Source organism: Weissella sagaensis (assembly GCF_005405285.1).
GTDB classification, from domain to species: Bacteria; Bacillota; Bacilli; order Lactobacillales; family Lactobacillaceae; genus Weissella; species Weissella sagaensis.
Window position 1 is genome coordinate 1 of the sequence record NZ_BJDT01000011.1, and the last position, 17,276, is coordinate 17,276.

Annotated in this window: 27 protein-coding genes, 2 tRNA genes, 1 rRNA gene and 1 pseudogene; 22 read left to right on the top strand and 9 right to left on the bottom strand. The window is 34.6% G+C overall.

All coding sequences use genetic code 11. The annotated features are described in order from the left end of the window. The 3 genes from rrf to FFM55_RS08665 all read left to right on the top strand — a co-directional run. Window positions 1–98: ribosomal RNA gene (gene rrf / locus FFM55_RS08655) — 5S ribosomal RNA — on the top strand; the annotation flags it as partial. Between the two features lie 7 nt (window positions 99–105). After that, window positions 106–178: transfer RNA gene (locus FFM55_RS08660), tRNA-Asn, on the top strand. A 5-nt stretch (window positions 179–183) separates the two neighbouring features. Further along, window positions 184–256, top strand: a tRNA-Thr gene (locus tag FFM55_RS08665). A 75-nt stretch (window positions 257–331) separates the two neighbouring features. On the opposite strand, the gene FFM55_RS08670 is transcribed toward FFM55_RS08665, so the two are convergent. From FFM55_RS08670 to FFM55_RS08700, 8 genes and pseudogenes are all read right to left on the bottom strand, one after another. Further along, window positions 332–1,423 carry a site-specific integrase gene (locus FFM55_RS08670; protein ID WP_137600923.1) on the bottom strand — a complete coding sequence of 364 codons (1,092 nt, stop codon included), beginning with the start codon at window positions 1,421–1,423 and terminating at the stop codon, window positions 332–334. Window positions 1,424–1,571: 148 nt separating this feature from the next. Then, complete coding sequence (locus tag FFM55_RS08675) at window positions 1,572–2,558, bottom strand: Abi family protein (RefSeq protein ID WP_137600924.1); 987 nt, start codon at window positions 2,556–2,558, stop codon at window positions 1,572–1,574. Window positions 2,559–2,994: 436 nt separating this feature from the next. After that, window positions 2,995–4,005, bottom strand: a complete 1,011-nt coding sequence (locus FFM55_RS08680; protein WP_137600925.1) for a BRCT domain-containing protein — start codon at window positions 4,003–4,005, stop codon at window positions 2,995–2,997. Between the two features lie 74 nt (window positions 4,006–4,079). Then, window positions 4,080–4,442: pseudogene (locus FFM55_RS08685) on the bottom strand (TIGR02328 family protein). A 52-nt stretch (window positions 4,443–4,494) separates the two neighbouring features. Continuing rightward, window positions 4,495–6,003, bottom strand: coding sequence for a glycosyltransferase-like membrane protein (locus tag FFM55_RS08690; protein ID WP_137600926.1), 1,509 nt, complete (start codon window positions 6,001–6,003; stop codon window positions 4,495–4,497). Between the two features lie 26 nt (window positions 6,004–6,029). Next, window positions 6,030–6,188, bottom strand: a complete 159-nt coding sequence (locus FFM55_RS09860) for a hypothetical protein (RefSeq protein ID WP_165314717.1) — start codon at window positions 6,186–6,188, stop codon at window positions 6,030–6,032. A gap of 42 nt (window positions 6,189–6,230) precedes the next feature. Next, the gene (locus FFM55_RS08695; RefSeq protein WP_137600927.1) at window positions 6,231–6,596 is read right to left on the bottom strand and encodes a M78 family metallopeptidase domain-containing protein; all 366 of its coding nucleotides are present in this window, start codon (window positions 6,594–6,596) and stop codon (window positions 6,231–6,233) included. Window positions 6,597–6,633: 37 nt separating this feature from the next. Then, window positions 6,634–7,005: a helix-turn-helix domain-containing protein gene (locus tag FFM55_RS08700; protein ID WP_137600928.1), complete on the bottom strand. Its 372-nt coding sequence runs from the start codon at window positions 7,003–7,005 to the stop codon at window positions 6,634–6,636. 173 nt (window positions 7,006–7,178) lie between these two features. Here FFM55_RS08700 and FFM55_RS08705 point away from each other — a divergent pair, with 173 nt between their 5' ends. Genes FFM55_RS08705 through FFM55_RS09865 form a run of 3 tightly spaced genes read left to right on the top strand, consistent with a single transcriptional unit; the run spans window position 7,179 to window position 7,815 of the window. Continuing rightward, entirely contained in the window at window positions 7,179–7,373 is a 195-nt protein-coding gene (locus FFM55_RS08705; protein WP_137600929.1) for a helix-turn-helix transcriptional regulator, read from the top strand. A 51-nt stretch (window positions 7,374–7,424) separates the two neighbouring features. Continuing rightward, window positions 7,425–7,673, top strand: coding sequence for a hypothetical protein (locus tag FFM55_RS08710; protein WP_137600930.1), 249 nt, complete (start codon window positions 7,425–7,427; stop codon window positions 7,671–7,673). 1 nt (window position 7,674) lies between these two features. Further along, window positions 7,675–7,815 carry a hypothetical protein gene (locus FFM55_RS09865; protein WP_170999687.1) on the top strand — a complete coding sequence of 47 codons (141 nt, stop codon included), beginning with the start codon at window positions 7,675–7,677 and terminating at the stop codon, window positions 7,813–7,815. On the opposite strand, the gene FFM55_RS08715 is transcribed toward FFM55_RS09865, so the two are convergent. Then, the gene (locus tag FFM55_RS08715) at window positions 7,790–8,107 is read right to left on the bottom strand and encodes a hypothetical protein (RefSeq protein ID WP_137600931.1); all 318 of its coding nucleotides are present in this window, start codon (window positions 8,105–8,107) and stop codon (window positions 7,790–7,792) included. The genes FFM55_RS09865 and FFM55_RS08715 overlap by 26 nt on opposite strands. Before the next feature lie 87 nt (window positions 8,108–8,194). Between FFM55_RS08715 and FFM55_RS08720 the strand changes: the two genes are divergently transcribed. From FFM55_RS08720 to FFM55_RS08795, 16 genes are all read left to right on the top strand, one after another. Beyond that, the gene (locus FFM55_RS08720; RefSeq protein ID WP_137600932.1) at window positions 8,195–8,938 is read left to right on the top strand and encodes a phage antirepressor KilAC domain-containing protein; all 744 of its coding nucleotides are present in this window, start codon (window positions 8,195–8,197) and stop codon (window positions 8,936–8,938) included. Window positions 8,939–8,973: 35 nt separating this feature from the next. Continuing rightward, a complete protein-coding gene (locus FFM55_RS08725; protein ID WP_137600933.1) occupies window positions 8,974–9,315 on the top strand; it encodes a hypothetical protein in 342 nt (113 codons plus the stop codon). A gap of 35 nt (window positions 9,316–9,350) precedes the next feature. Beyond that, complete coding sequence (locus tag FFM55_RS08730) at window positions 9,351–9,611, top strand: hypothetical protein (protein WP_137600934.1); 261 nt, start codon at window positions 9,351–9,353, stop codon at window positions 9,609–9,611. Next, a complete protein-coding gene (locus FFM55_RS08735) occupies window positions 9,592–9,846 on the top strand; it encodes a hypothetical protein (protein WP_137600935.1) in 255 nt (84 codons plus the stop codon). Before FFM55_RS08730 ends, FFM55_RS08735 begins: the two co-directional genes overlap by 20 nt. Window positions 9,847–9,886: 40 nt before the next feature. Next, window positions 9,887–10,084 (top strand): YqaI family protein, encoded by a 198-nt coding sequence (locus tag FFM55_RS08740; protein ID WP_137600936.1) that lies wholly within the window; start codon window positions 9,887–9,889, stop codon window positions 10,082–10,084. Beyond that, window positions 10,068–11,216 (top strand): recombinase RecT, encoded by a 1,149-nt coding sequence (locus FFM55_RS08745; protein WP_137600937.1) that lies wholly within the window; start codon window positions 10,068–10,070, stop codon window positions 11,214–11,216. Before FFM55_RS08740 ends, FFM55_RS08745 begins: the two co-directional genes overlap by 17 nt. 2 nt (window positions 11,217–11,218) lie before the next feature. Beyond that, window positions 11,219–12,037, top strand: coding sequence for a PD-(D/E)XK nuclease-like domain-containing protein (locus tag FFM55_RS08750; protein WP_137600938.1), 819 nt, complete (start codon window positions 11,219–11,221; stop codon window positions 12,035–12,037). Continuing rightward, complete coding sequence (locus tag FFM55_RS08755) at window positions 12,038–12,736, top strand: putative HNHc nuclease (RefSeq protein ID WP_137600939.1); 699 nt, start codon at window positions 12,038–12,040, stop codon at window positions 12,734–12,736. Next, window positions 12,714–13,034 (top strand): helix-turn-helix domain-containing protein, encoded by a 321-nt coding sequence (locus tag FFM55_RS08760; protein WP_137600940.1) that lies wholly within the window; start codon window positions 12,714–12,716, stop codon window positions 13,032–13,034. The genes FFM55_RS08755 and FFM55_RS08760 overlap by 23 nt, the downstream gene beginning before the upstream one ends. Window positions 13,035–13,223: 189 nt before the next feature. Continuing rightward, window positions 13,224–13,751, top strand: a complete 528-nt coding sequence (locus FFM55_RS08765) for a hypothetical protein (protein ID WP_092463962.1) — start codon at window positions 13,224–13,226, stop codon at window positions 13,749–13,751. Next, window positions 13,752–14,189, top strand: coding sequence for a dTDP-glucose pyrophosphorylase (locus tag FFM55_RS08770; protein WP_137600941.1), 438 nt, complete (start codon window positions 13,752–13,754; stop codon window positions 14,187–14,189). Window position 14,190: 1 nt separating this feature from the next. Beyond that, window positions 14,191–14,397 carry a hypothetical protein gene (locus FFM55_RS08775; RefSeq protein WP_137600942.1) on the top strand — a complete coding sequence of 69 codons (207 nt, stop codon included), beginning with the start codon at window positions 14,191–14,193 and terminating at the stop codon, window positions 14,395–14,397. Window positions 14,398–14,439: 42 nt separating this feature from the next. Continuing rightward, window positions 14,440–14,865, top strand: coding sequence for a YopX family protein (locus FFM55_RS08780; protein WP_137600943.1), 426 nt, complete (start codon window positions 14,440–14,442; stop codon window positions 14,863–14,865). 283 nt (window positions 14,866–15,148) lie between these two features. Further along, window positions 15,149–15,577: an ArpU family phage packaging/lysis transcriptional regulator gene (locus FFM55_RS08785; protein WP_137600944.1), complete on the top strand. Its 429-nt coding sequence runs from the start codon at window positions 15,149–15,151 to the stop codon at window positions 15,575–15,577. 149 nt (window positions 15,578–15,726) lie between these two features. Further along, window positions 15,727–16,446 carry a DNA-methyltransferase gene (locus FFM55_RS08790; protein ID WP_240006019.1) on the top strand — a complete coding sequence of 240 codons (720 nt, stop codon included), beginning with the start codon at window positions 15,727–15,729 and terminating at the stop codon, window positions 16,444–16,446. Window positions 16,447–16,496: 50 nt separating this feature from the next. Then, window positions 16,497–17,231: a hypothetical protein gene (locus FFM55_RS08795; RefSeq protein WP_137600945.1), complete on the top strand. Its 735-nt coding sequence runs from the start codon at window positions 16,497–16,499 to the stop codon at window positions 17,229–17,231. Window positions 17,232–17,276 lie beyond the last annotated feature (45 nt).

Below are 17,276 nucleotides of genomic sequence, written 5' to 3' on the forward strand. Positions count from 1 at the left end.
AGGTCACACCTGTTCCCATACCGAACACAGAAGTTAAGCTCAGTAGTGCCAAAAGTAGTTGGAGGATCGCCTCCTGCGAGGATAGGACGTCGCGATGCATATCATTCCGAATTAGCTCAGTTGGTAGAGCACACGACTGTTAATCGTGCTGTCGTCGGTTCGAGCCCGACATTCGGAGTAATTGCCGACTTAGCTCAGTTGGTAGAGCAACGGTATCGTAAACCGTAGGTCGAGGGTTCGAATCCCCCAGTCGGCATGCGATGACTCTTACAACCCTTGATATCAAGGGATTTGTAAGAGTATTTTTTTGTTTTGTAGCACTTTTGTAGCACTAAAGATTATTTAGTAGTGCCATTGACTTGTTTGTTTGGTCATTTCTTTGAGTTTGTAGTAAATGAGTGTAAACTGAAAGTGTAATATCTATGCTCGAATGACCAAGTCTTTCAGAGACATATTTCACATCAACCCCTTGAGATAATAACCAACTAGCATGTGTGTGACGTAGTCCATGAAATGTAATTATTTTATCAGAGTTAATTTCTTTTAGATTACGTGTTAATTGTTTATTAGCTGCTTCATTTGTTGGGGGATAACTGTTAGATCCAGTAAATACAAATGTGGTATTTTGATGTAGTTTATACCATTCAGTTAAATCTTTAATTAATACGTCAGGAACATCAACTTTTCTAGTTGATGTTTTTGTTTTAGTTGGCTTAAATAATTTACGTGGACTATCCCAAGTTTTATTGATTGAAATAACATTATTAGTAAAATTAATATCTGACCATTCTAGTGCTGCAATTTCAGAATAACGGCATCCTGTGTGAAGACCTGTTAAAATCATCATATCTGTAACAGGACGTTCATCAACGGGACGAGATACTAAATTATTGACTAATAACTTCATTGTATCGGCTTCTAAAAACTTTAGGCCACTATCTTTACCATCAAGTCCTGTTGTATTTGTACCCTTAGTAAAATCTTTTATTATAACGTCCTCTACAATAGCTGAATTAACCATTTGGTGAACGTGCATTTTTATTTTTTTAGTTGTTTCTATTGCATATTTTTCTCCCATTTCGTTTAAAAACTTTTGAAAACGAGCTCTAGTCATATTTTCGATTGTGACATTTTCAAATGCATTGTGTAGATGCTTACTAGTTAATTCATACCACTTGATTGTCGAATACGTTACGAATGGTTTTTTATATATTTCAAACCATTTATCAAAGTAAACGGGAAGTGGTGTTTTCGTATTAAAAGTAATTGCATGTTTTTGTTTTGCTACTTCTATTTCATTTGCCCAGCCCTGCGCTTCTGATTTTGTTCTGAAGCCCGATTTTGTTTTTCTACGGCGTTCTCCATCTTTCAATACGAAAACGTTGGCAGTCCAAGTTTTACCACGCTTATAAATGCTTGCCATTAGTTTAAACCTAACCTTTCTTGTTTAAAATTAGACAGTTTATTGACTTGTCTGGGTCATGTTATACTGAGAGAAGTAAACAAAAACGCTTGTTAATATATATGCACCTACACTTCTAGCTTGCCGGCGGGAGTGTGCATGTTTTTTGTTAGAGAAGATAGTCTTTATAATGCTGAGGAAAATTCATGTCGTTCAAAATTGAGTTGAACGAAATTGATGTGAATTCTTTGGAATAGTCATCTAATAGTTCGATTATTCTCTTTGACAAACGCTTAAAGTCCTTTTTTTCGAGTACAACATGTAGAGAAAGTATTAGTTCAAAAACACCGGATTTAGTTGGAAATGAGTAGTCAATCCCCAAACTTTGCTTTATTTCTCCAATCGTAGAAGGCTTTTTTATTTTCTTTGAAAATGTAACCTCATCATGAGCAACAGAATTCCTGAAAATGTTTACCAAATGATTTATGGTGTCTAAGGCATCCGGTCGAATTCCATGCGTGAAACTCTCGTTACCATATGATCGACGCTGTGTTTTTTTAAAATCCTTAGCGATTATCAATCGTAAGTCGTCTGGAATTATGCGGTAAAAATAGTTATAATCACCAAAACTAAGGTAGTTAACAAGAACCCACAGAGGGACATGACCATGGTTTTTTACATAGTGTTTTATAGCCGTATCTTTTGTTGATTGTTTTTTAATCGTATTTGATAGGTTGCTGATTGTCGTTACAATATTTCTCATCGTTTCAGCATTAGAAGTAGGACGGTAATTGTCAATTGCAAGGTAAGAGTGTTCTGCTTGATTTTTTTCGGAAAAACGATAAGCAAGGGTAGCACTAAGCGTTGATTCATAACGTAGCAAGGCTTCAAATAAAATTGCTCTAAGTTCACGGTCAAAATCGTATAGTGCTTTAATTTCTAAAAAATTTGCACCTTGCACAAATTGCTCTGGACGAACAACATCACCAGTAGATGTTCGTTGCAAAAAGGACCATTTGTAGCCGTTTATTATAGCGTAGTAACCGTAGTGTTCTAGTGCACGTAATGCAGGACTTCCATTTGGAATATTGAGACCTCGTTCACGTAAGATGTTTAATTGTTGGCGATGTGTTTTAAAAGGTTTGTTGTTTGCCATTGCGTACCTCCGAGTACAAAAAAAGCTAGTCCATGTTTTCACAAAGACTAGCAAATTGGTAGTTCGGAACCTACTCCCAGGGCCCTCCAAACTTGATCTATGTGATAAATATATATTAACATTGCTTTTTTGTCAATTCTAACGTTCGGGTGTGAATGTTAGAATTGAGGTAAAAAAGAATTATAAATTCAAGATTCCTGTTTTAACTAGTTAAAAACGAATTAAAAATAATTATAAAAGATAAAATTTACCGATTTCTTAACGTTAGTAACGCAACGTTATATATTAAAATTTTGAATTTTTCTGAAAGCCCGACATATATATCAAAGAAATTAATGACCATAAATGTTGCATATTAATTTACCAACATTTTGTCTATCCCTCATTCAAAACGGGTGGCTTTTTTACATGTCCCACAGAGCAGGATACGCGTGTTTTATTTATTTATTGTTTCAGCAACCATTTTTAAAAACTCCTCATCTGAAATAATAGAAATTTCAGATTTTCCTTGTTTATTAAAAGATTCAGCTTTAATTTGTTTTGATGACTTATTATCTTCTTTGGTGTTGTTTTGGTAAGAACCAACAACTAATAAATCAGTATCAGTTCTAACATTTTTTTGTGGTGTAGCTCCTAAATTGGCTATAAATTCATGAGCATCATTTCTTGTAAATTTTTCTAAAGTACCTGTAAAAACGACATTTAGACCATAAAATGAATTTGTTTCATCTGCATCTAGATTAGCGTTAAATGTTTTATACTCGTATTTATTATTATTATGAGTACCATGTTGAACGGACCAGTCATCACCTAATTTTTCTCTTTCTAAATCGAAAATTTGTTTTTCGAACAATGAATCATTTAAAGCGCGATGAGTGTGATTAAAACCATCCTCATTAGATAAATTGTATTTTTTAATAAAATCAATAACTCGATGTCTATTCATTTCAGGACTTTTAAATGCATAGAAGTGCCCTAAATTATATGTGTCAATATAGTTATTTTTAAATTCAATATCAAATTCTTCTAATATTTCATCATAAATAAAATTAATATCAAAAGATGCTCTATGTGCCACTATGATAGAATCGCTAACGAAGTCTAAAAACTCTTCTAACACATTTGATTTAGAGTGACCAAAGTTATTAATTTCATCATTTGAAATTCCTGTTAATTCACTAGTGAAACTGGGTAAATCATAATTATCAGGGAAACATGGATTAATGAGTTTATCAAACGTATCCACAATTTCATTATTAATCACTTTAACTGCGCCAATTTCAATTATGGCTCCCCATTCAGGTGATAAGTCAGTTGTTTCTATATCAATGACCGTGTAATCTTTTGGAAAGAAATGTTTTAATTTTCCCTTATTTCTTATCTTGACTTTCTTAGAGGCAGTAGTAACACTAGAAGATATATTAAAGCCAAATTCTATTCCAAACATAGTAAATTCCCCAAAGCTTTTAACGTGGTTCCGTTCTGCACGTATATGTATGCCACCAATTAGTGGACTTACTATTAAATCTCAATACCTTTACTTGCCAAATTTTCAATGCATTCGTTAAGATAGGTATCATCATGTTCAGGATAAATGGGTGATGCTAGCTTCACAGCTGGTAATGAATCATATGGCGGCACTTTAGTACCTCGATATAATGGATCTAGCCAAAGCTCATTAGGCTGGTAGCCTCGACTCTGCATTTCATGTATCACTTTTTCATGGAACTGAAATAACTTGTAGGGTGAGTGGGTGAATACATAATCGACCGTTCGGTGTTTCTTACCCCAGCCACCACCACGAAGTGCACAGCATTCTCTATGTTAGCCAAGCAATTGTTGCCTGGGTAATTTAGGTATTAACTTTTCATGCCATAGCCTCATTATATTTCCTTTCAGTGGGTATATGTACGCCACCAATAGGGTGGCTTTTTTATTAATCACTATTTTTTACGAACATATTATCTGTAAAATAAACATTTAAATATATACCAGATAACAGTATTATTTGTGGTAAGAATTGAATTAAATATCTACTTCTGCCACCTTCAAAGAGTAGAAGATACATTAATGAACCAATAATTGATAATTTTAATATCATTATGATAGATTCTAATTTTTGGGGTGATTTATATCCCAAGGTTAAAATTACGAGCAAGATGATCCATACAATCTGTGAAATAAAAAAATAATCAAGTAAATGTGAACCATTCGGGTAAACAAGCTGTTGTAACCTGTTAGTTGCAGGAGCAAGTATAAAATTACCTTCTTGTAACCAACCGAAAGCACCATTTGAAGTATTATTTGTATTTTTCTTAAGCAAAAATTGTAGGTAACCAAAAATACCATAACTGTGTAGAGTATCTTTGATTTGTTTTACTGCAAATGTCTTCTTTTCATGTTGTGTTTTCAATGAGTTTACCGTGTTTGTTAACATTGTGTTATAACCCCCGTTACCAACCATACCCATAGCAAGGAATAATTCTGGTGGTTTTTTCATACTAGGATTGACTTTAATATATTGTTGGTCATGCAAGTAAGAGTTATATATTTGTTTAACACCAAAAGCGGAACCAAAGCTAACTAACAAAATTGAAATAATATAGAATACCTTTACTTTTTTATTTTTGAATAATAAATAAAATATTTCAACAAAGATAATAGCGATAATGAAAATTACAGATGATGGCTTGAGTAAAAATGAAAGTGTTCCAAAAATTCCAATTAATAAGGAACCTAATAATTTTATATATAGATTATTGTTTTTCTTAGCAATTAAGTATCCTAAAAATGCCAGACTTACTAACGGCAAAACTAATACATCGGTATATGGGACGATTATGTAAGGAAAACAACCTAAAAGCAGTAAAGATAGTAACCAGGTTGTGTACATACTATTTTTGTTAATATATCTAGCCGTTAATATAGTGATTATAAATCCTAAATCAGTACTTAATAACGACATGACATTAAATGAAACCCAATTCGCCCCGAAATGACTGCCCCAAAAATTTTCTAAGAATAGAAGTGGTAAATTGTTGGGATTATAACTAAAATAGTTAGGCATTGAAGTACCATAAATTACTTGACCAACTACACCACCAACGTCAAATCCAATTGTAGTGGTTGTTTGGGCTATGAAAACTATCTGCCCAATTATTAATAAAAGTGACCAAATAGATAGCAAAGTTAATTTGTAACCCAACACTAGGGGCGTTACTTTATTTTTGATAAATGACTTAATGTTGTTTGATGCAAAATATATAACTATGCATATTGCAAATAGTGAAATAAGTGTAAACAGTTCTGGAGACACTTCGGCTATGTTTAAATGAGTGGATCTAATTGAACCGATAAAGATTAATATCATCCAAACTAGAAATACAATGTTAATCGCTTTTTTTAAAAAGTTGAATGTAGATACTTTTATTTTATTTTTTTCCATAATGATTATTCGATAATTCCTAATATTTATTTTTTATAAGCGCCCGTTTTTATTTCTTCTATAGTCTCATCAAATATTTTTTTCCACTGCTTCATCTTTTGATGTTCTTCATCAGTAAAATCACCATTATGAGGCTTTTCACTTAGTTCACGTAATATCTGCATGTTCGATTTACTATTGGACATTTTTAAATCCTCCGTAGCCATCTTCACGAGTGGTTTCTTTGTTTACTCATAAATCAAATCTTTAACCAGTGGCTCAAACCAACTAGGTAGGTTAAATTCGGTCATAAAATCTGACCAGTTGCGATATTCATTAGGTGTATCTATGTATACTAGCCTTGCAATTATGCGGATAGCTCGTTCATTAGTTTCTCGTTCCTCCTTATTCTTGATGTAAGGGGAGAACCTGTATAGGAATGACGGGTTAGAGAATTCAATGTGACTAATCTCATGAGCTAACCTAAATGCAACGCTAATACGTGAATTATAGTTACGATTTATGTTAATAATTCTATCGTTGCAAAAAGCAACGTCTGGGTCATTTGGCCCGCCTAAAATATCAGTTATTACAATGCCTGACTTTTCAGCCATAGCTAATAACTGCCTTAAAAGTTCTTCGTGCATAAGCTTACTTACCGTTATCTTTCATGGTATTAAGCATAGCAAGAAGGGCTCTTTTATATTCTTCTGATAATGGTTGGCCATCAAACATAGCCATGCCTTCTTCTGACAATGCTTTATCTAGATCTACTGGCTCATCGCTGGTAGATTTTTTATTTGTTTCTGTTTTATCTTCTACTAAGTCACTTTTAGTAATTCCGAAGTAGCCTGCTAGAAGTTCTATTTTGTCAATGCGGGGGTAAGATACGCCATTCAACCAGTTGTAGACAGTTGATCTTTTAATGCCAAGATCAGCTATTAGATTGGCCGGAGTTTTGCCATTCTTATTTAGGTAGAGCTTTATGTTCTCTGCCATTATTTCAGTTGCTTTATTAGCCATTTTTAACCTCTTAATATTTTCTTAATTAGTTATTCGATACGTTGATATTACTGCTTTTTACGTAGTTTTTCAAGTTTTTAAATGGGACTTTCCTATTTAAAAGTGTATTTTACCTTGCTTTTACCCATTTAATGGGTATATAATAATCACATCAAGTAAAAGGAGGTTTCAAAATGAGCGTTAAATTAACATTGAAAGCACTCCGAGCAAATAACAACATGACACAGCCTCAACTAGCTGAAAAGATTGGTGTATCAGTAAGTACGGTGCAATCTTGGGAGAATAAAGGAGTTCAACCAAGAGCCGATCAAATCGTTAGATTGTTGAATTTGTTTCATGTTAATTTTGAGGATGTTATTTTTTTCTAGCCGTTTCCCATTTAATGGGTATTGTTAAAAGTTTTTAAAGGAGGAAAAACTATGTCAAATAATATTCAAATTTTTAACGGACTAAAGGTTAAAGAATTAAACGGAAAAGTTGAGCAAATAAAAAGTCTCATCAGCGAATTAGTTGATGAGACATCCGAGAATGAACTAAATTTAGCTATTTCTGAAATATTAAAAACTTTGGAAATTCAAACTCGTGGCATGAGTTTGAATATTACCAAAGAAGGGTTGAAAGCACTATCTAACCTTCAATCTCGAAATCCAATTGAACGAGGTATATAAAATGGCAATAAATTCTGTTGAAGTTACACAAAATGTTGATGAATTAAAAAAACTCCTCAATCGTGCTGCAACACAAATTGAGGAGTTAAATAAAACTTTAAACGAAATTGAATCTTTTAAAGCTTTTGTGCACGTTCAATAAAGGCATCCACAGCACTATCTAGTGCATCTGACCAATTATTAAAATCGGATTGATTATTGATGGCATGGTCCATGGCATCGTCTGAAATATCATCAATATCAGAATTGAAATTATTGAAATCTAAAAACTCAATAAAAGTTTTTTGCTGAAAATTATGTTTTTGCATAAATTCTGGTGTAAAGAATTCAGATGCTTTATGTTCACCTAAAACTTGCTGAATTGCTTCTAGGTGAGCAAGAACATCATCAAATCCTGATGTTTCAACATTAAAATTAATAAAATTGTCGCTCATGAGTTAGTTGCTCCTTTCGTCAATGTAGAGAGAATTGCGACACTCACAAATTAAATTATAGCAAGAAAGAATATAGGAGAAGTAAAAATGAATAATGAATTAATTAAAGTTCATGAAACTGAACAAGGTGAGCAACGAGTTAGTGCCCGTGACTTGTATAAAGCTCTGGAAATTAAGAAACGATTTAGCGCTTGGTTTGACACAAACTCAAAGCTGTTTATTCGAGACGTTGATTTTACAACTGTGAAAACGGGTACGGTTGTTAACAATGGTGCCGTCCTTCAGCTTGATGACTTTGAAATAACTATCGAAATGGCAAAGTCACTGTCAATGATGAGTCGCACCAAAAAAGGACAAGACATTCGTAATTATTTCATCCAAGTTGAGAAGGACCACAAAGCGTTAATGTCGGATCCACGAATGCAAATGGCAATGGGTTTGAAGTCAGCTCAAATGATGTTAGACCACAAGGACAAAATTATTGAAGAGATGAAACCTAAAGCAGTATTTGCTGATGCAGTAAATACAAGTAAGCAATCAATTCTGGTTGGTGATTTAGCTAAGTTGATTTCACAAAATGGTGTGAAAATCGGGCAAAACAGGTTATTTGCATATCTACGTGATAATGGCTATTTACACAAATCGGGTAGTCAGTGCAACCGTCCAACGCAACGTTACATTGACCAAGGGTTATTCGAAGTGAAAGAGAGTTCTCATACAAATCCGGATGGGTCAATTCGATTAACTTTTACAACCAAGGTTACCGGTAAGGGACAGCAATATTTTGTTAATAAGTTTCTTGCAAGTGATGATCAAATGAAAATTGGTTAGTGATGTTAATTAAGAATTATTTGGAGGTATAGATAATGGCAGAAGGAGCAACAATACAATTGCCAATAGAAATGCTGACACATTTGAGTGAGTCAGTTGTTGAACAAGCAGTTGCATTAGCAGAACAAAATATTCTACATCATGATGAATTTGTTCAATTAAATCGGACAAATAAAACGCCAAAAAGCAAACGGACTTTAGAAGATTACTTGGGTGGCATGAGTTTGAACGATTTCAATCTTTACTGGCGTAGACGGGTTGAAGCTGAGCCAGGATTGACAATTCCGAAAGGGGAGAGACAACTTTTATATCACGGTAGAAAAGTTCAACAGTACATTGCAGAACATGCTGCGGAAGTTACAAATAAAAGAAGATAGGTAATCGGCAAAGTAATTTAGGGGGCAACAATAATATGTCAACAGGAACGAAAGATTTTCTATTAGCTTTACAAATCGCATTTAATAATTTCATTGCTCCAATGATAGCAGTTCTTATGTTACTTGGATTGATTTACTTTTTCTGGGATGAATTGGCACTGGTTTTAAAAGTTATCAGTCGCATTATCAGCTTAGGATTCTTGATGGTAGCCTGGTTTATTTTTGTTTTAACTGACGGTAAAAAAGTTGCAAATGAGCGGTTAAAAGGAATTAGAGATGATGGAAATTCAAAATAACATGATGTCTCGTATAAATTTTATAAGAGTTGTTGCGATTGCAGGCATTCTTGGCATGACTGATGAAGAGCTTGCATTAGAGCTTGGAACAGAAACGGATGCTATTCGAATGTTTAGGACATTGAGAACAGATGCTTTGGTAGCACCATGGTTATCAAATAATCTATATCAATTTTTAAATAAAAATAGCCATCTACTCATTGGCGTGAGTGATGGCTTGGGTAATTTGAATTAGAAGCTCAATTACCCTTCTAACTTAACATAAGGAGGCGCTTATGCCAAATGACTTGGTAGATCCACCAGATGATGAAGAGCCTTGGGGCTATGATTTTGAAGGTGATGAAATCGTAATTGGGGATGACGTTGTCGAAATCGACAATGAATATATTCCCCTTGAGAAAGCAATGGCTTACTTAATCTCATACGGAAGTGCAGTTAATACGGAGGAATATCAAAATGACAGAGACTTTTAATATCGCAAATACAGCATCACAACAACTAGTTGCAAACTCAGTAACGGCCGATTTTAAGGGCTTGGTTCAATCACAAGGTTTCAAAGTTCCTGATGGTTATCATGTTGCTAATGCTTTGCAAGAGGCAGTCGCAATGTTACCAACAGTCAATGGAATTAACAAAGTTTCAGCTGATTCAATTAAGAAAACATTGTTCGATATGGTTGTACAGGGATTAAGTCCAGCTAAAACTCAAGTCTATTTCATCGCTTACGGCAATCAATTACAAATGCAACGTTCTTATTTCGGAACACAACAAGTCTTAAAACGCTTGAAGGATATTGAAGATATTCAAGCTTATGTTGTTCGTAAGGATGAACAGTTTGATGTTGATTATGATGACAATGGTGGGCTAGTAGTGGTAGCTCATCACACTGATTTCATGAAGTTAGATAACGAAATCATTGGTGCATATGCAGTTATCACTAAGGCTGACGGACATAAGCAATATGAAGTCATGACTAAGAAACAAATCGACACATCTTGGACACAAGCACGGACTAATAACGTGCACAAGAAGTTCCCTGAAGAAATGGCTAAACGTACCGTTATCAATCGTGCTGCGAAGAATATCATTAACACATCTAGTGATGATGATAATTTGATTGCTGCAATCAATGGTACGACAGCAAATGAATTTGGTGATGATCCAAAGGATGTTACTCCACAAACGGTTGAGAAACCAAAACAAAATGCTTTGTCACGAATGGCTAAGGCTGCGCCTAAGCAAGCTGAAAACCCAAAAGAACAAAAGCAAGTTGAACCACAAAAAAATGATGAAAAACAACAACCTGTAGAACAGCCAGAATCAACTTCTAATGACGTTTCACATGAAGATGAACAAATACCTGAAGAACCTGTGAAAGACGTTCCTGAGACAGTAGATGGTAAGAATACGGTAGTTGAAATTAAAAGCTGGTTAGATAGTCATCAAATTCCGTATCAACAAGGTTTAACCAAGAATGAATTGCTAGAAATTGTAGATCAGTACCAAAAATCACAAGAAGTAGACGATGATGAAGAAATCATTCTTGATGATGATGGTGGATTTAGTCTAGGCGATTTGTTTAATGATTCGAAAGAAGGTGAATAGTTATGGCAGAAGAACTAAATTATTATGATCCAAAAGATGCATATGTTCACATGCATGCATCAAACTTTAAAAACTTTTTATTCAATGGTGAAGCTGAAGCACTTGCCAATATGGCAGGAACTTACGACATTTTTGAAAATAAAACAGCTTTACTAGTTGGCAACTTCTTGCATTCATATTTTGAAAGTAAAGAAGCACATCAAGAATTTAAAGATAATCATCCAGAAATCATTTCACAACGTGGTAAGTCAAAAGGTGAGTTAAAGAGTGAATTTAAGGTAACTCAAAAGATGATTAAACGAATTAAGTTGGACCCTGTGATTATGGCGCTCGTTAATGGAGCGCCTGACAAAGAATATGTGATTGATGGCGATATCAATGGAGTTGCATGGCGTGGGAAGTTAGATGCAGTCAATTTAGAAGAACAGTATTTTATAGATTTTAAAACTGTTAAATCGTTGAAAGAATTCCATGGCTTAGTTGGTGGTGAATGGTCTGATTACTACAATGAATATACAAATTTCTTTGTTAGTCGTGGTTATCACATTCAAATGGCAGCATATCAAGAAATGTTAAAGCAAATGACGGGTCAAGATTTTGAAGTGTACGTGGTTGCTGTAAGCAAAGAGGATGAGCCATTGGCTGATATTTATAAGATTGACCAAGATACTTTGGATAGTGGAATGCGTGAAATACTAGCTAATCAAGACCATATTGTGAAATTAATCAACGGTGAAGTACAACCTGTTCAAGCAAAAACATATAGTCGATTATATCGGTCAACCTATCGTGTTGATCCAGAACATGTAGGAGTTTTGTAAATGGATTTATGGGGACGAATTACAGCCATCAAAGGTAATCAAGTGGTTATTAATCTTGAAAATCGTGAAGAGCTAGCTAATTTGTCTCTTTTTACTAAAGATGGTCAACCACAAGTGGTCGTTGAAGTACAAGATGAAAGACAATTGAGTAACTTGCAACGTAAGAAAGCTTATGCCGTGATGGGAGAGATTGCTAAATACACGGGATATTTACCTGAAGAAGCCAAAGAGTGGATGAAATATTTGTTCACAGCAGAGACGGGACATCCTTATTTTAGCTTTTCAGATGCTGATATGACGACAGCAAGAGAATTTATCACTTTCTTGTTAGATTATGCAATTAAACATCACATACCAATGATGCACAGTGGACTAACTTATCAGGACGATTTGGATGCATATATGTACCAGTCATTGAAGTATCGTTCCTGTGTCATTTGTGGGGAACGTGCTGATGTTCATCACATCGATACGGTAGGAATGGGAAATGATAGAGCTCTTGTTGATCATAGAAAAAAAGATTTAATTGCTTTATGCAGAGAACACCACCAGGAAGCACATCAGTTAGGTTGGCCTACTTTCAAGAAAAAATATCACGTCAAAGGCATTAAATTAAATGCTCAAACGCTAAATCAACTCGGAATTATGACATATAAACGAATGAAGGAGATTGATAATGATCAGACGAGAACGACGTAAAAGTCATTTTAGCCAAATACCAAATGTGACATTACGTGATGCAAGTTTATCGAATAGTGCATTTAGATTATTGATGTACATGTTATCAATGTCAGACGATTGGATTTTTAGGAACAGTAAGATTGCTAAAGATTTAGGGCATAATGCTCGGTGGGTTTCAAATAACATTTCTGAGCTTGAAAAAGCTGGTTATATTACCCGCAACACCGTTCGAAATAAACGCGGTCAAATTGTTGAATGGGAGCGTATTTTACACGAATTACCACATGTCGCAAAAGGGACATCTGGTAAACGTTGATACGACGGGGTTAGCCACATGTCTTAAAAACGACATGTAGTAAAAGGACACCCTAAGAATATCAATATTATAAGAATATCAATTATTAAGAATATCAAGGCGCTGGTGTTGGAGTAGCCGCTATCAAAGTATGGGAATAAAGTTAGCAATTAACACCAGCACCAACACACATAAAATGAGATATAAATTATGGATAAACAAGCAGATTCACAGGTAGAAAATGAGTGGAAGTTAGCAGACATTGAATACAATGGTTATTCAAACAATGACATTATTAAATTTTTATCTCAACTACAAAATCAAACTCATGACTATCTTGAAGCAAAAAAGATGTTAATTTCAGCTATTAGGCTAGTTAAGAAAAAAGGACTGACAACTAATAAAAAAATGACCGGTGGTTATGTTAAAGATTATGTTGATACATGGATTGCAAATGGATTAACTAGTGTTGATGAAATGGTCAAATTTGAAAATAACAGAAATGAAAGATCAACTGATAATCAACGAGAATCAAACGTTCTTATACCTACATCTGATCAAATTCAAAAGCAAAATGAGAAATTAGCTAAACAGCTAGGCTATAACACTGTTGAAGAAATGGGCAAGGCTTCATGGAACTTGTTAGTTGAGTTACGAAATACACGGCCTGAACGAATGGCTAATAAAGCTAAAACTGGATTAACAGCAACAGGCCACCAAGTTTTGAAGAGGTTTTAAATGACAAAACTAGTAATACCATTAACGGCGTTTATCTTGCCAATGAAAAAACAAGGTAAGCTGCGAATGGTCAAGATGACTTTAAACAATTGGATCATGATTCATGGTATGAAAGCTGGACGAATGATTGCGAATAAACGTAAGCATCAAATTCAAGCCAAAATCATGCCAGTAGTTGACCGAGCAATGGTTAACGGTGTAGCACCGATTGAAAAAAATACCAAATTTAAGTTTGATTGGTACTTTCCTGACAGACGAACAGACTTAGACAACTGGACCTTTACGCATAAGTTCATTTTTGATGCGTTTCAGGCGAGTTCGGTACGTGGTCAGGTATTTATGCCAAACGATAACTTAAACTTCGTAGTAGCGACATATGACGATTTCAGGGGCGTTGATAAAGCCAATCCACGAGTAGAAATAGATTGGAGTGATTAGTTTGGGGTCTAGTAGTGAATATACACAGAAAAAAGAGAATAACACTAAGATTGACAGACAAGAAATGATGCGTTTGATTCATGAATTGGAGAAAAAATATCATGTTGGTGATTATGTGAATGATCGTCAAATCAAATTCAATGATGAAACCATCCCCAATGAAGAGCCAATGATGATTGAACTTCATAAAGTTGTTAGTGTTCGTTAGACAAAACAGCCAAGGGTGAGACGACTGTGAGCCCGTATAAAAATGACACGAGAAATTAAATTCAGAGTTTGGAATGAGATGTATCATTGCTATTTCAGTAGTGATCATGCAGGTATTTATGCAATCGGTGAGGATGGTGGAATCATTGAAAGTACTGATTACGAGTATTTTGATGATGTACCAGATAACCAAGGCTGTGTTGCTGAACAGTGGACTGGGTTAAAAGATATGAACGATACGGAAATCTATGAAGGGGATATTGTTAAGGTATTGCGTACAGGAACAAGAAGAAGTATTGGATTTGATGAAATTACATTCTTAGAAGCTTGTTTCTGTTTCAAGTATAAAAATGTACGAGATAATATTCTACCTCTCTTATCACATTCTGATATTTATAATTTAAAAGTCATAGGTAACAGACATGAAAATATGGAACTAGTCGAAGAAACAAGGGGAGCTGAGTTATGAAAAATATTAAGCCTGTCAAATTAGCAATGCTTCTAATAGCCTTAGTAACAATTGTTGGCGTGATATGCGAAACGGTGATTGAGGTGATGAATTAGAAAAATGGAAAAATTTATTACGTTTATATTCTTCTTAATGCTGTTGGCAATAGCTATATTAGGATATTTTGGAACATTGTAGCAGATGTAAAACCGTTTTATGCAAGAAATTGTGTAAGCCGGTTTTGTTTGGGTTAACGGATGCCAATAAATGAAATAAGATAAAAGTTTACGTGGAGGTTGTTCTAATGGGGTTGTTAGGATTATTAGGTGATTTTGAGTTAGATGAAAAAGCAACAATTGAGAATGTCCGTCGTTTCTTTGAACACGATTGGCCAATTATTCAAAGCAGAGCACACATTAGTTTTGTAGACGTGAAGTCGCCAGTGATAAGTGGGATGCCAAGTGGTGGTATGACTGGAAATGCAAGTGATGATAAATATTCAATCCACGCCCAAGCATCTAAATGGTTAAATGATGTGATTCAAGCTTGTCAGGGGATGAAGCAGCCGCATAGATCGTTCCTAGAATTGCGTTATTTTAAAGGTTTGAAGTGGCTAGAAGTTGAAGAACGTACGGGTTACTCATCAAAGCGTGGACAAGAGATTATCAATGAAGCATTTTTAGGGTTTGCAGAAGCATTTGCAGATACATATGATTATCGAGAGTACAAATGATAAAAAAGTTCGCTATTAGTTCGCATAAAGCGCGCATTTACCGCGCATTTGTCAGCCACATAGCGCGCACTAATCGTTATATTATGGTATTGTCGAATAATTGATAAAGAAGACAGCAGTAGGCTGTGATTACCTGGAGGAATTGAATAGTGAAATTAATCAATGGTGAAACATTGACAGAAATGTCTAAGTTACCTGATGAATCAGTTGATATGATTTTGGCAGATTTACCTTATGGCACAACAGCTAATGAATGGGATGTGTTAATTCCGTTTGATCAGTTGTGGGAACAGTATAATCGGATTATCAAAGAACATGGTGCGATTGTGTTGTTTGGCCAAGGAATATTTGCCAATCATTTAATCTCGTCAAACGAGAAGATGTACCGCTACAAATGGACTTGGAAGAAAGCACGAGCCGTTGGCTTTTTAAATGCAAAACGAATGCCGTTACGAACTGTAGAAGAAATTCTCATTTTCTATAAGAAGCTGCCTACCTACAACCCCCAAATGCGACAGGGTAAACAGTATAAATCGGTCACTAAGCCACGTTTGGCACGTAATTACCGGGCAACTAAGAAAACAGTAGTAACGGAGAATAAAGGTGAGCGTTATCCAATCGATATATTGGAGTATAGTCAACCATCAGTGCATGGTAAAGGTGTACATCCAACTGAAAAGCCGGTTAATTTGTTGAGTTACTTGATTAAAACCTATACAAAGCCAGGTGATTTGGTACTAGACAACACAATGGGTAGTGGCTCAACTGGAGTTGCTGCTAAGTTAACGAATCGTAATTTTATTGGTATTGAGCTAAACAAAGAGTTCTATCAAATTGCAGTTCGGCGCATAAATGATTTAAACAATTAGATAATTTACTTTTAATTCTTGATATAATTTACTTTGAAAAGAGGTAGGTTATGAAAGAACATTTTAATAAATACAAATATGTTTATTTTATTGTTTTTATCGTTTTAATAATAGGGATACCATTGGCAATACAGTGCCATTGGGGAGTTTTTTACAAATTAGCATTGTGGGCAACACCAGGTAACCATGGAAATTGGATGAGCTTTTGGGGTAGTTATTTAGGAGTTATATCTTCGGGAATTATTGCTTTTTCAGTTGCTAAATTTGAAATAGATCATAGTGATGAAAAAGAGAGGCAACGAATTATCGGAGATAGATATATAAAAGACCTCCGTGAAATGCGTAATTTGTTATTAAAGTATAGATATAATGGGACTGTTCCACCCTTATACAGAGGATGGAACGTTCGTTTGAGTCAAGAAGAAATAATAGATCTTAAAAGAGTTTTCTTCAATGAAAAAGATATTAATGGTGAAATAACGTATCTAACTTCAGAGCCATGGGATATTAGGTTGATAGTAGATACCCTTCCAAGCAAGCAAAGAGAAAAATTCCATTCCAATATCAATGATTTATGTGAAAATTTGGAAAAATTTGGTCAATTAGATGAAGAAAAATTTTTAACAAATGATCAGTTAAAGCAATCCATGTATGAAAATAAGCTGAAATTAGATGATGAATACTCAAAAAGAGCAATTAATTTAGTTCAAAAAATCTCCAGTAATTACAATGACCTTAATAAGAAAATAATTGATGAGGTGGATGCTACATACTTAATATTATAAAAACTATTCTAGTAATTAGGGCTAGTCTACAAAAAATGTGGACTA

Excerpts from the sequence above, each read along its gene's own strand:
- FFM55_RS08710 (WP_137600930.1), top strand. The coding sequence starts at position 7,425 with ATGTCAAATAATATTCAAATTTTTAACGGACTAAAGGTTAAAGAATTA.
- FFM55_RS08670 (WP_137600923.1), bottom strand. The coding sequence starts at position 1,423 with ATGGCAAGCATTTATAAGCGTGGTAAAACTTGGACTGCCAACGTTTTC.
- FFM55_RS08680 (WP_137600925.1), bottom strand. The coding sequence starts at position 4,005 with ATGTTTGGAATAGAATTTGGCTTTAATATATCTTCTAGTGTTACTACT.
- FFM55_RS08795 (WP_137600945.1), top strand. The coding sequence starts at position 16,497 with ATGAAAGAACATTTTAATAAATACAAATATGTTTATTTTATTGTTTTT.
- FFM55_RS09860 (WP_165314717.1), bottom strand. The coding sequence starts at position 6,188 with ATGTCCAATAGTAAATCGAACATGCAGATATTACGTGAACTAAGTGAA.
- FFM55_RS08695 (WP_137600927.1), bottom strand. The coding sequence starts at position 6,596 with ATGGCTGAAAAGTCAGGCATTGTAATAACTGATATTTTAGGCGGGCCA.
- FFM55_RS08730 (WP_137600934.1), top strand. The coding sequence starts at position 9,351 with ATGTCAACAGGAACGAAAGATTTTCTATTAGCTTTACAAATCGCATTT.
- FFM55_RS08715 (WP_137600931.1), bottom strand. The coding sequence starts at position 8,107 with ATGAGCGACAATTTTATTAATTTTAATGTTGAAACATCAGGATTTGAT.
- FFM55_RS09865 (WP_170999687.1), top strand. The coding sequence starts at position 7,675 with ATGGCAATAAATTCTGTTGAAGTTACACAAAATGTTGATGAATTAAAA.
- FFM55_RS08740 (WP_137600936.1), top strand. The coding sequence starts at position 9,887 with ATGCCAAATGACTTGGTAGATCCACCAGATGATGAAGAGCCTTGGGGC.
- FFM55_RS08750 (WP_137600938.1), top strand. The coding sequence starts at position 11,219 with ATGGCAGAAGAACTAAATTATTATGATCCAAAAGATGCATATGTTCAC.
- FFM55_RS08700 (WP_137600928.1), bottom strand. The coding sequence starts at position 7,005 with ATGGCTAATAAAGCAACTGAAATAATGGCAGAGAACATAAAGCTCTAC.
- FFM55_RS08725 (WP_137600933.1), top strand. The coding sequence starts at position 8,974 with ATGGCAGAAGGAGCAACAATACAATTGCCAATAGAAATGCTGACACAT.
- FFM55_RS08755 (WP_137600939.1), top strand. The coding sequence starts at position 12,038 with ATGGATTTATGGGGACGAATTACAGCCATCAAAGGTAATCAAGTGGTT.
- FFM55_RS08745 (WP_137600937.1), top strand. The coding sequence starts at position 10,068 with ATGACAGAGACTTTTAATATCGCAAATACAGCATCACAACAACTAGTT.
- FFM55_RS08720 (WP_137600932.1), top strand. The coding sequence starts at position 8,195 with ATGAATAATGAATTAATTAAAGTTCATGAAACTGAACAAGGTGAGCAA.
- FFM55_RS08785 (WP_137600944.1), top strand. The coding sequence starts at position 15,149 with ATGGGGTTGTTAGGATTATTAGGTGATTTTGAGTTAGATGAAAAAGCA.
- FFM55_RS08765 (WP_092463962.1), top strand. The coding sequence starts at position 13,224 with ATGGATAAACAAGCAGATTCACAGGTAGAAAATGAGTGGAAGTTAGCA.
- FFM55_RS08690 (WP_137600926.1), bottom strand. The coding sequence starts at position 6,003 with ATGGAAAAAAATAAAATAAAAGTATCTACATTCAACTTTTTAAAAAAA.
- FFM55_RS08770 (WP_137600941.1), top strand. The coding sequence starts at position 13,752 with ATGACAAAACTAGTAATACCATTAACGGCGTTTATCTTGCCAATGAAA.
- FFM55_RS08705 (WP_137600929.1), top strand. The coding sequence starts at position 7,179 with ATGAGCGTTAAATTAACATTGAAAGCACTCCGAGCAAATAACAACATG.
- FFM55_RS08735 (WP_137600935.1), top strand. The coding sequence starts at position 9,592 with ATGATGGAAATTCAAAATAACATGATGTCTCGTATAAATTTTATAAGA.
- FFM55_RS08780 (WP_137600943.1), top strand. The coding sequence starts at position 14,440 with ATGACACGAGAAATTAAATTCAGAGTTTGGAATGAGATGTATCATTGC.
- FFM55_RS08760 (WP_137600940.1), top strand. The coding sequence starts at position 12,714 with ATGATCAGACGAGAACGACGTAAAAGTCATTTTAGCCAAATACCAAAT.
- FFM55_RS08675 (WP_137600924.1), bottom strand. The coding sequence starts at position 2,558 with ATGGCAAACAACAAACCTTTTAAAACACATCGCCAACAATTAAACATC.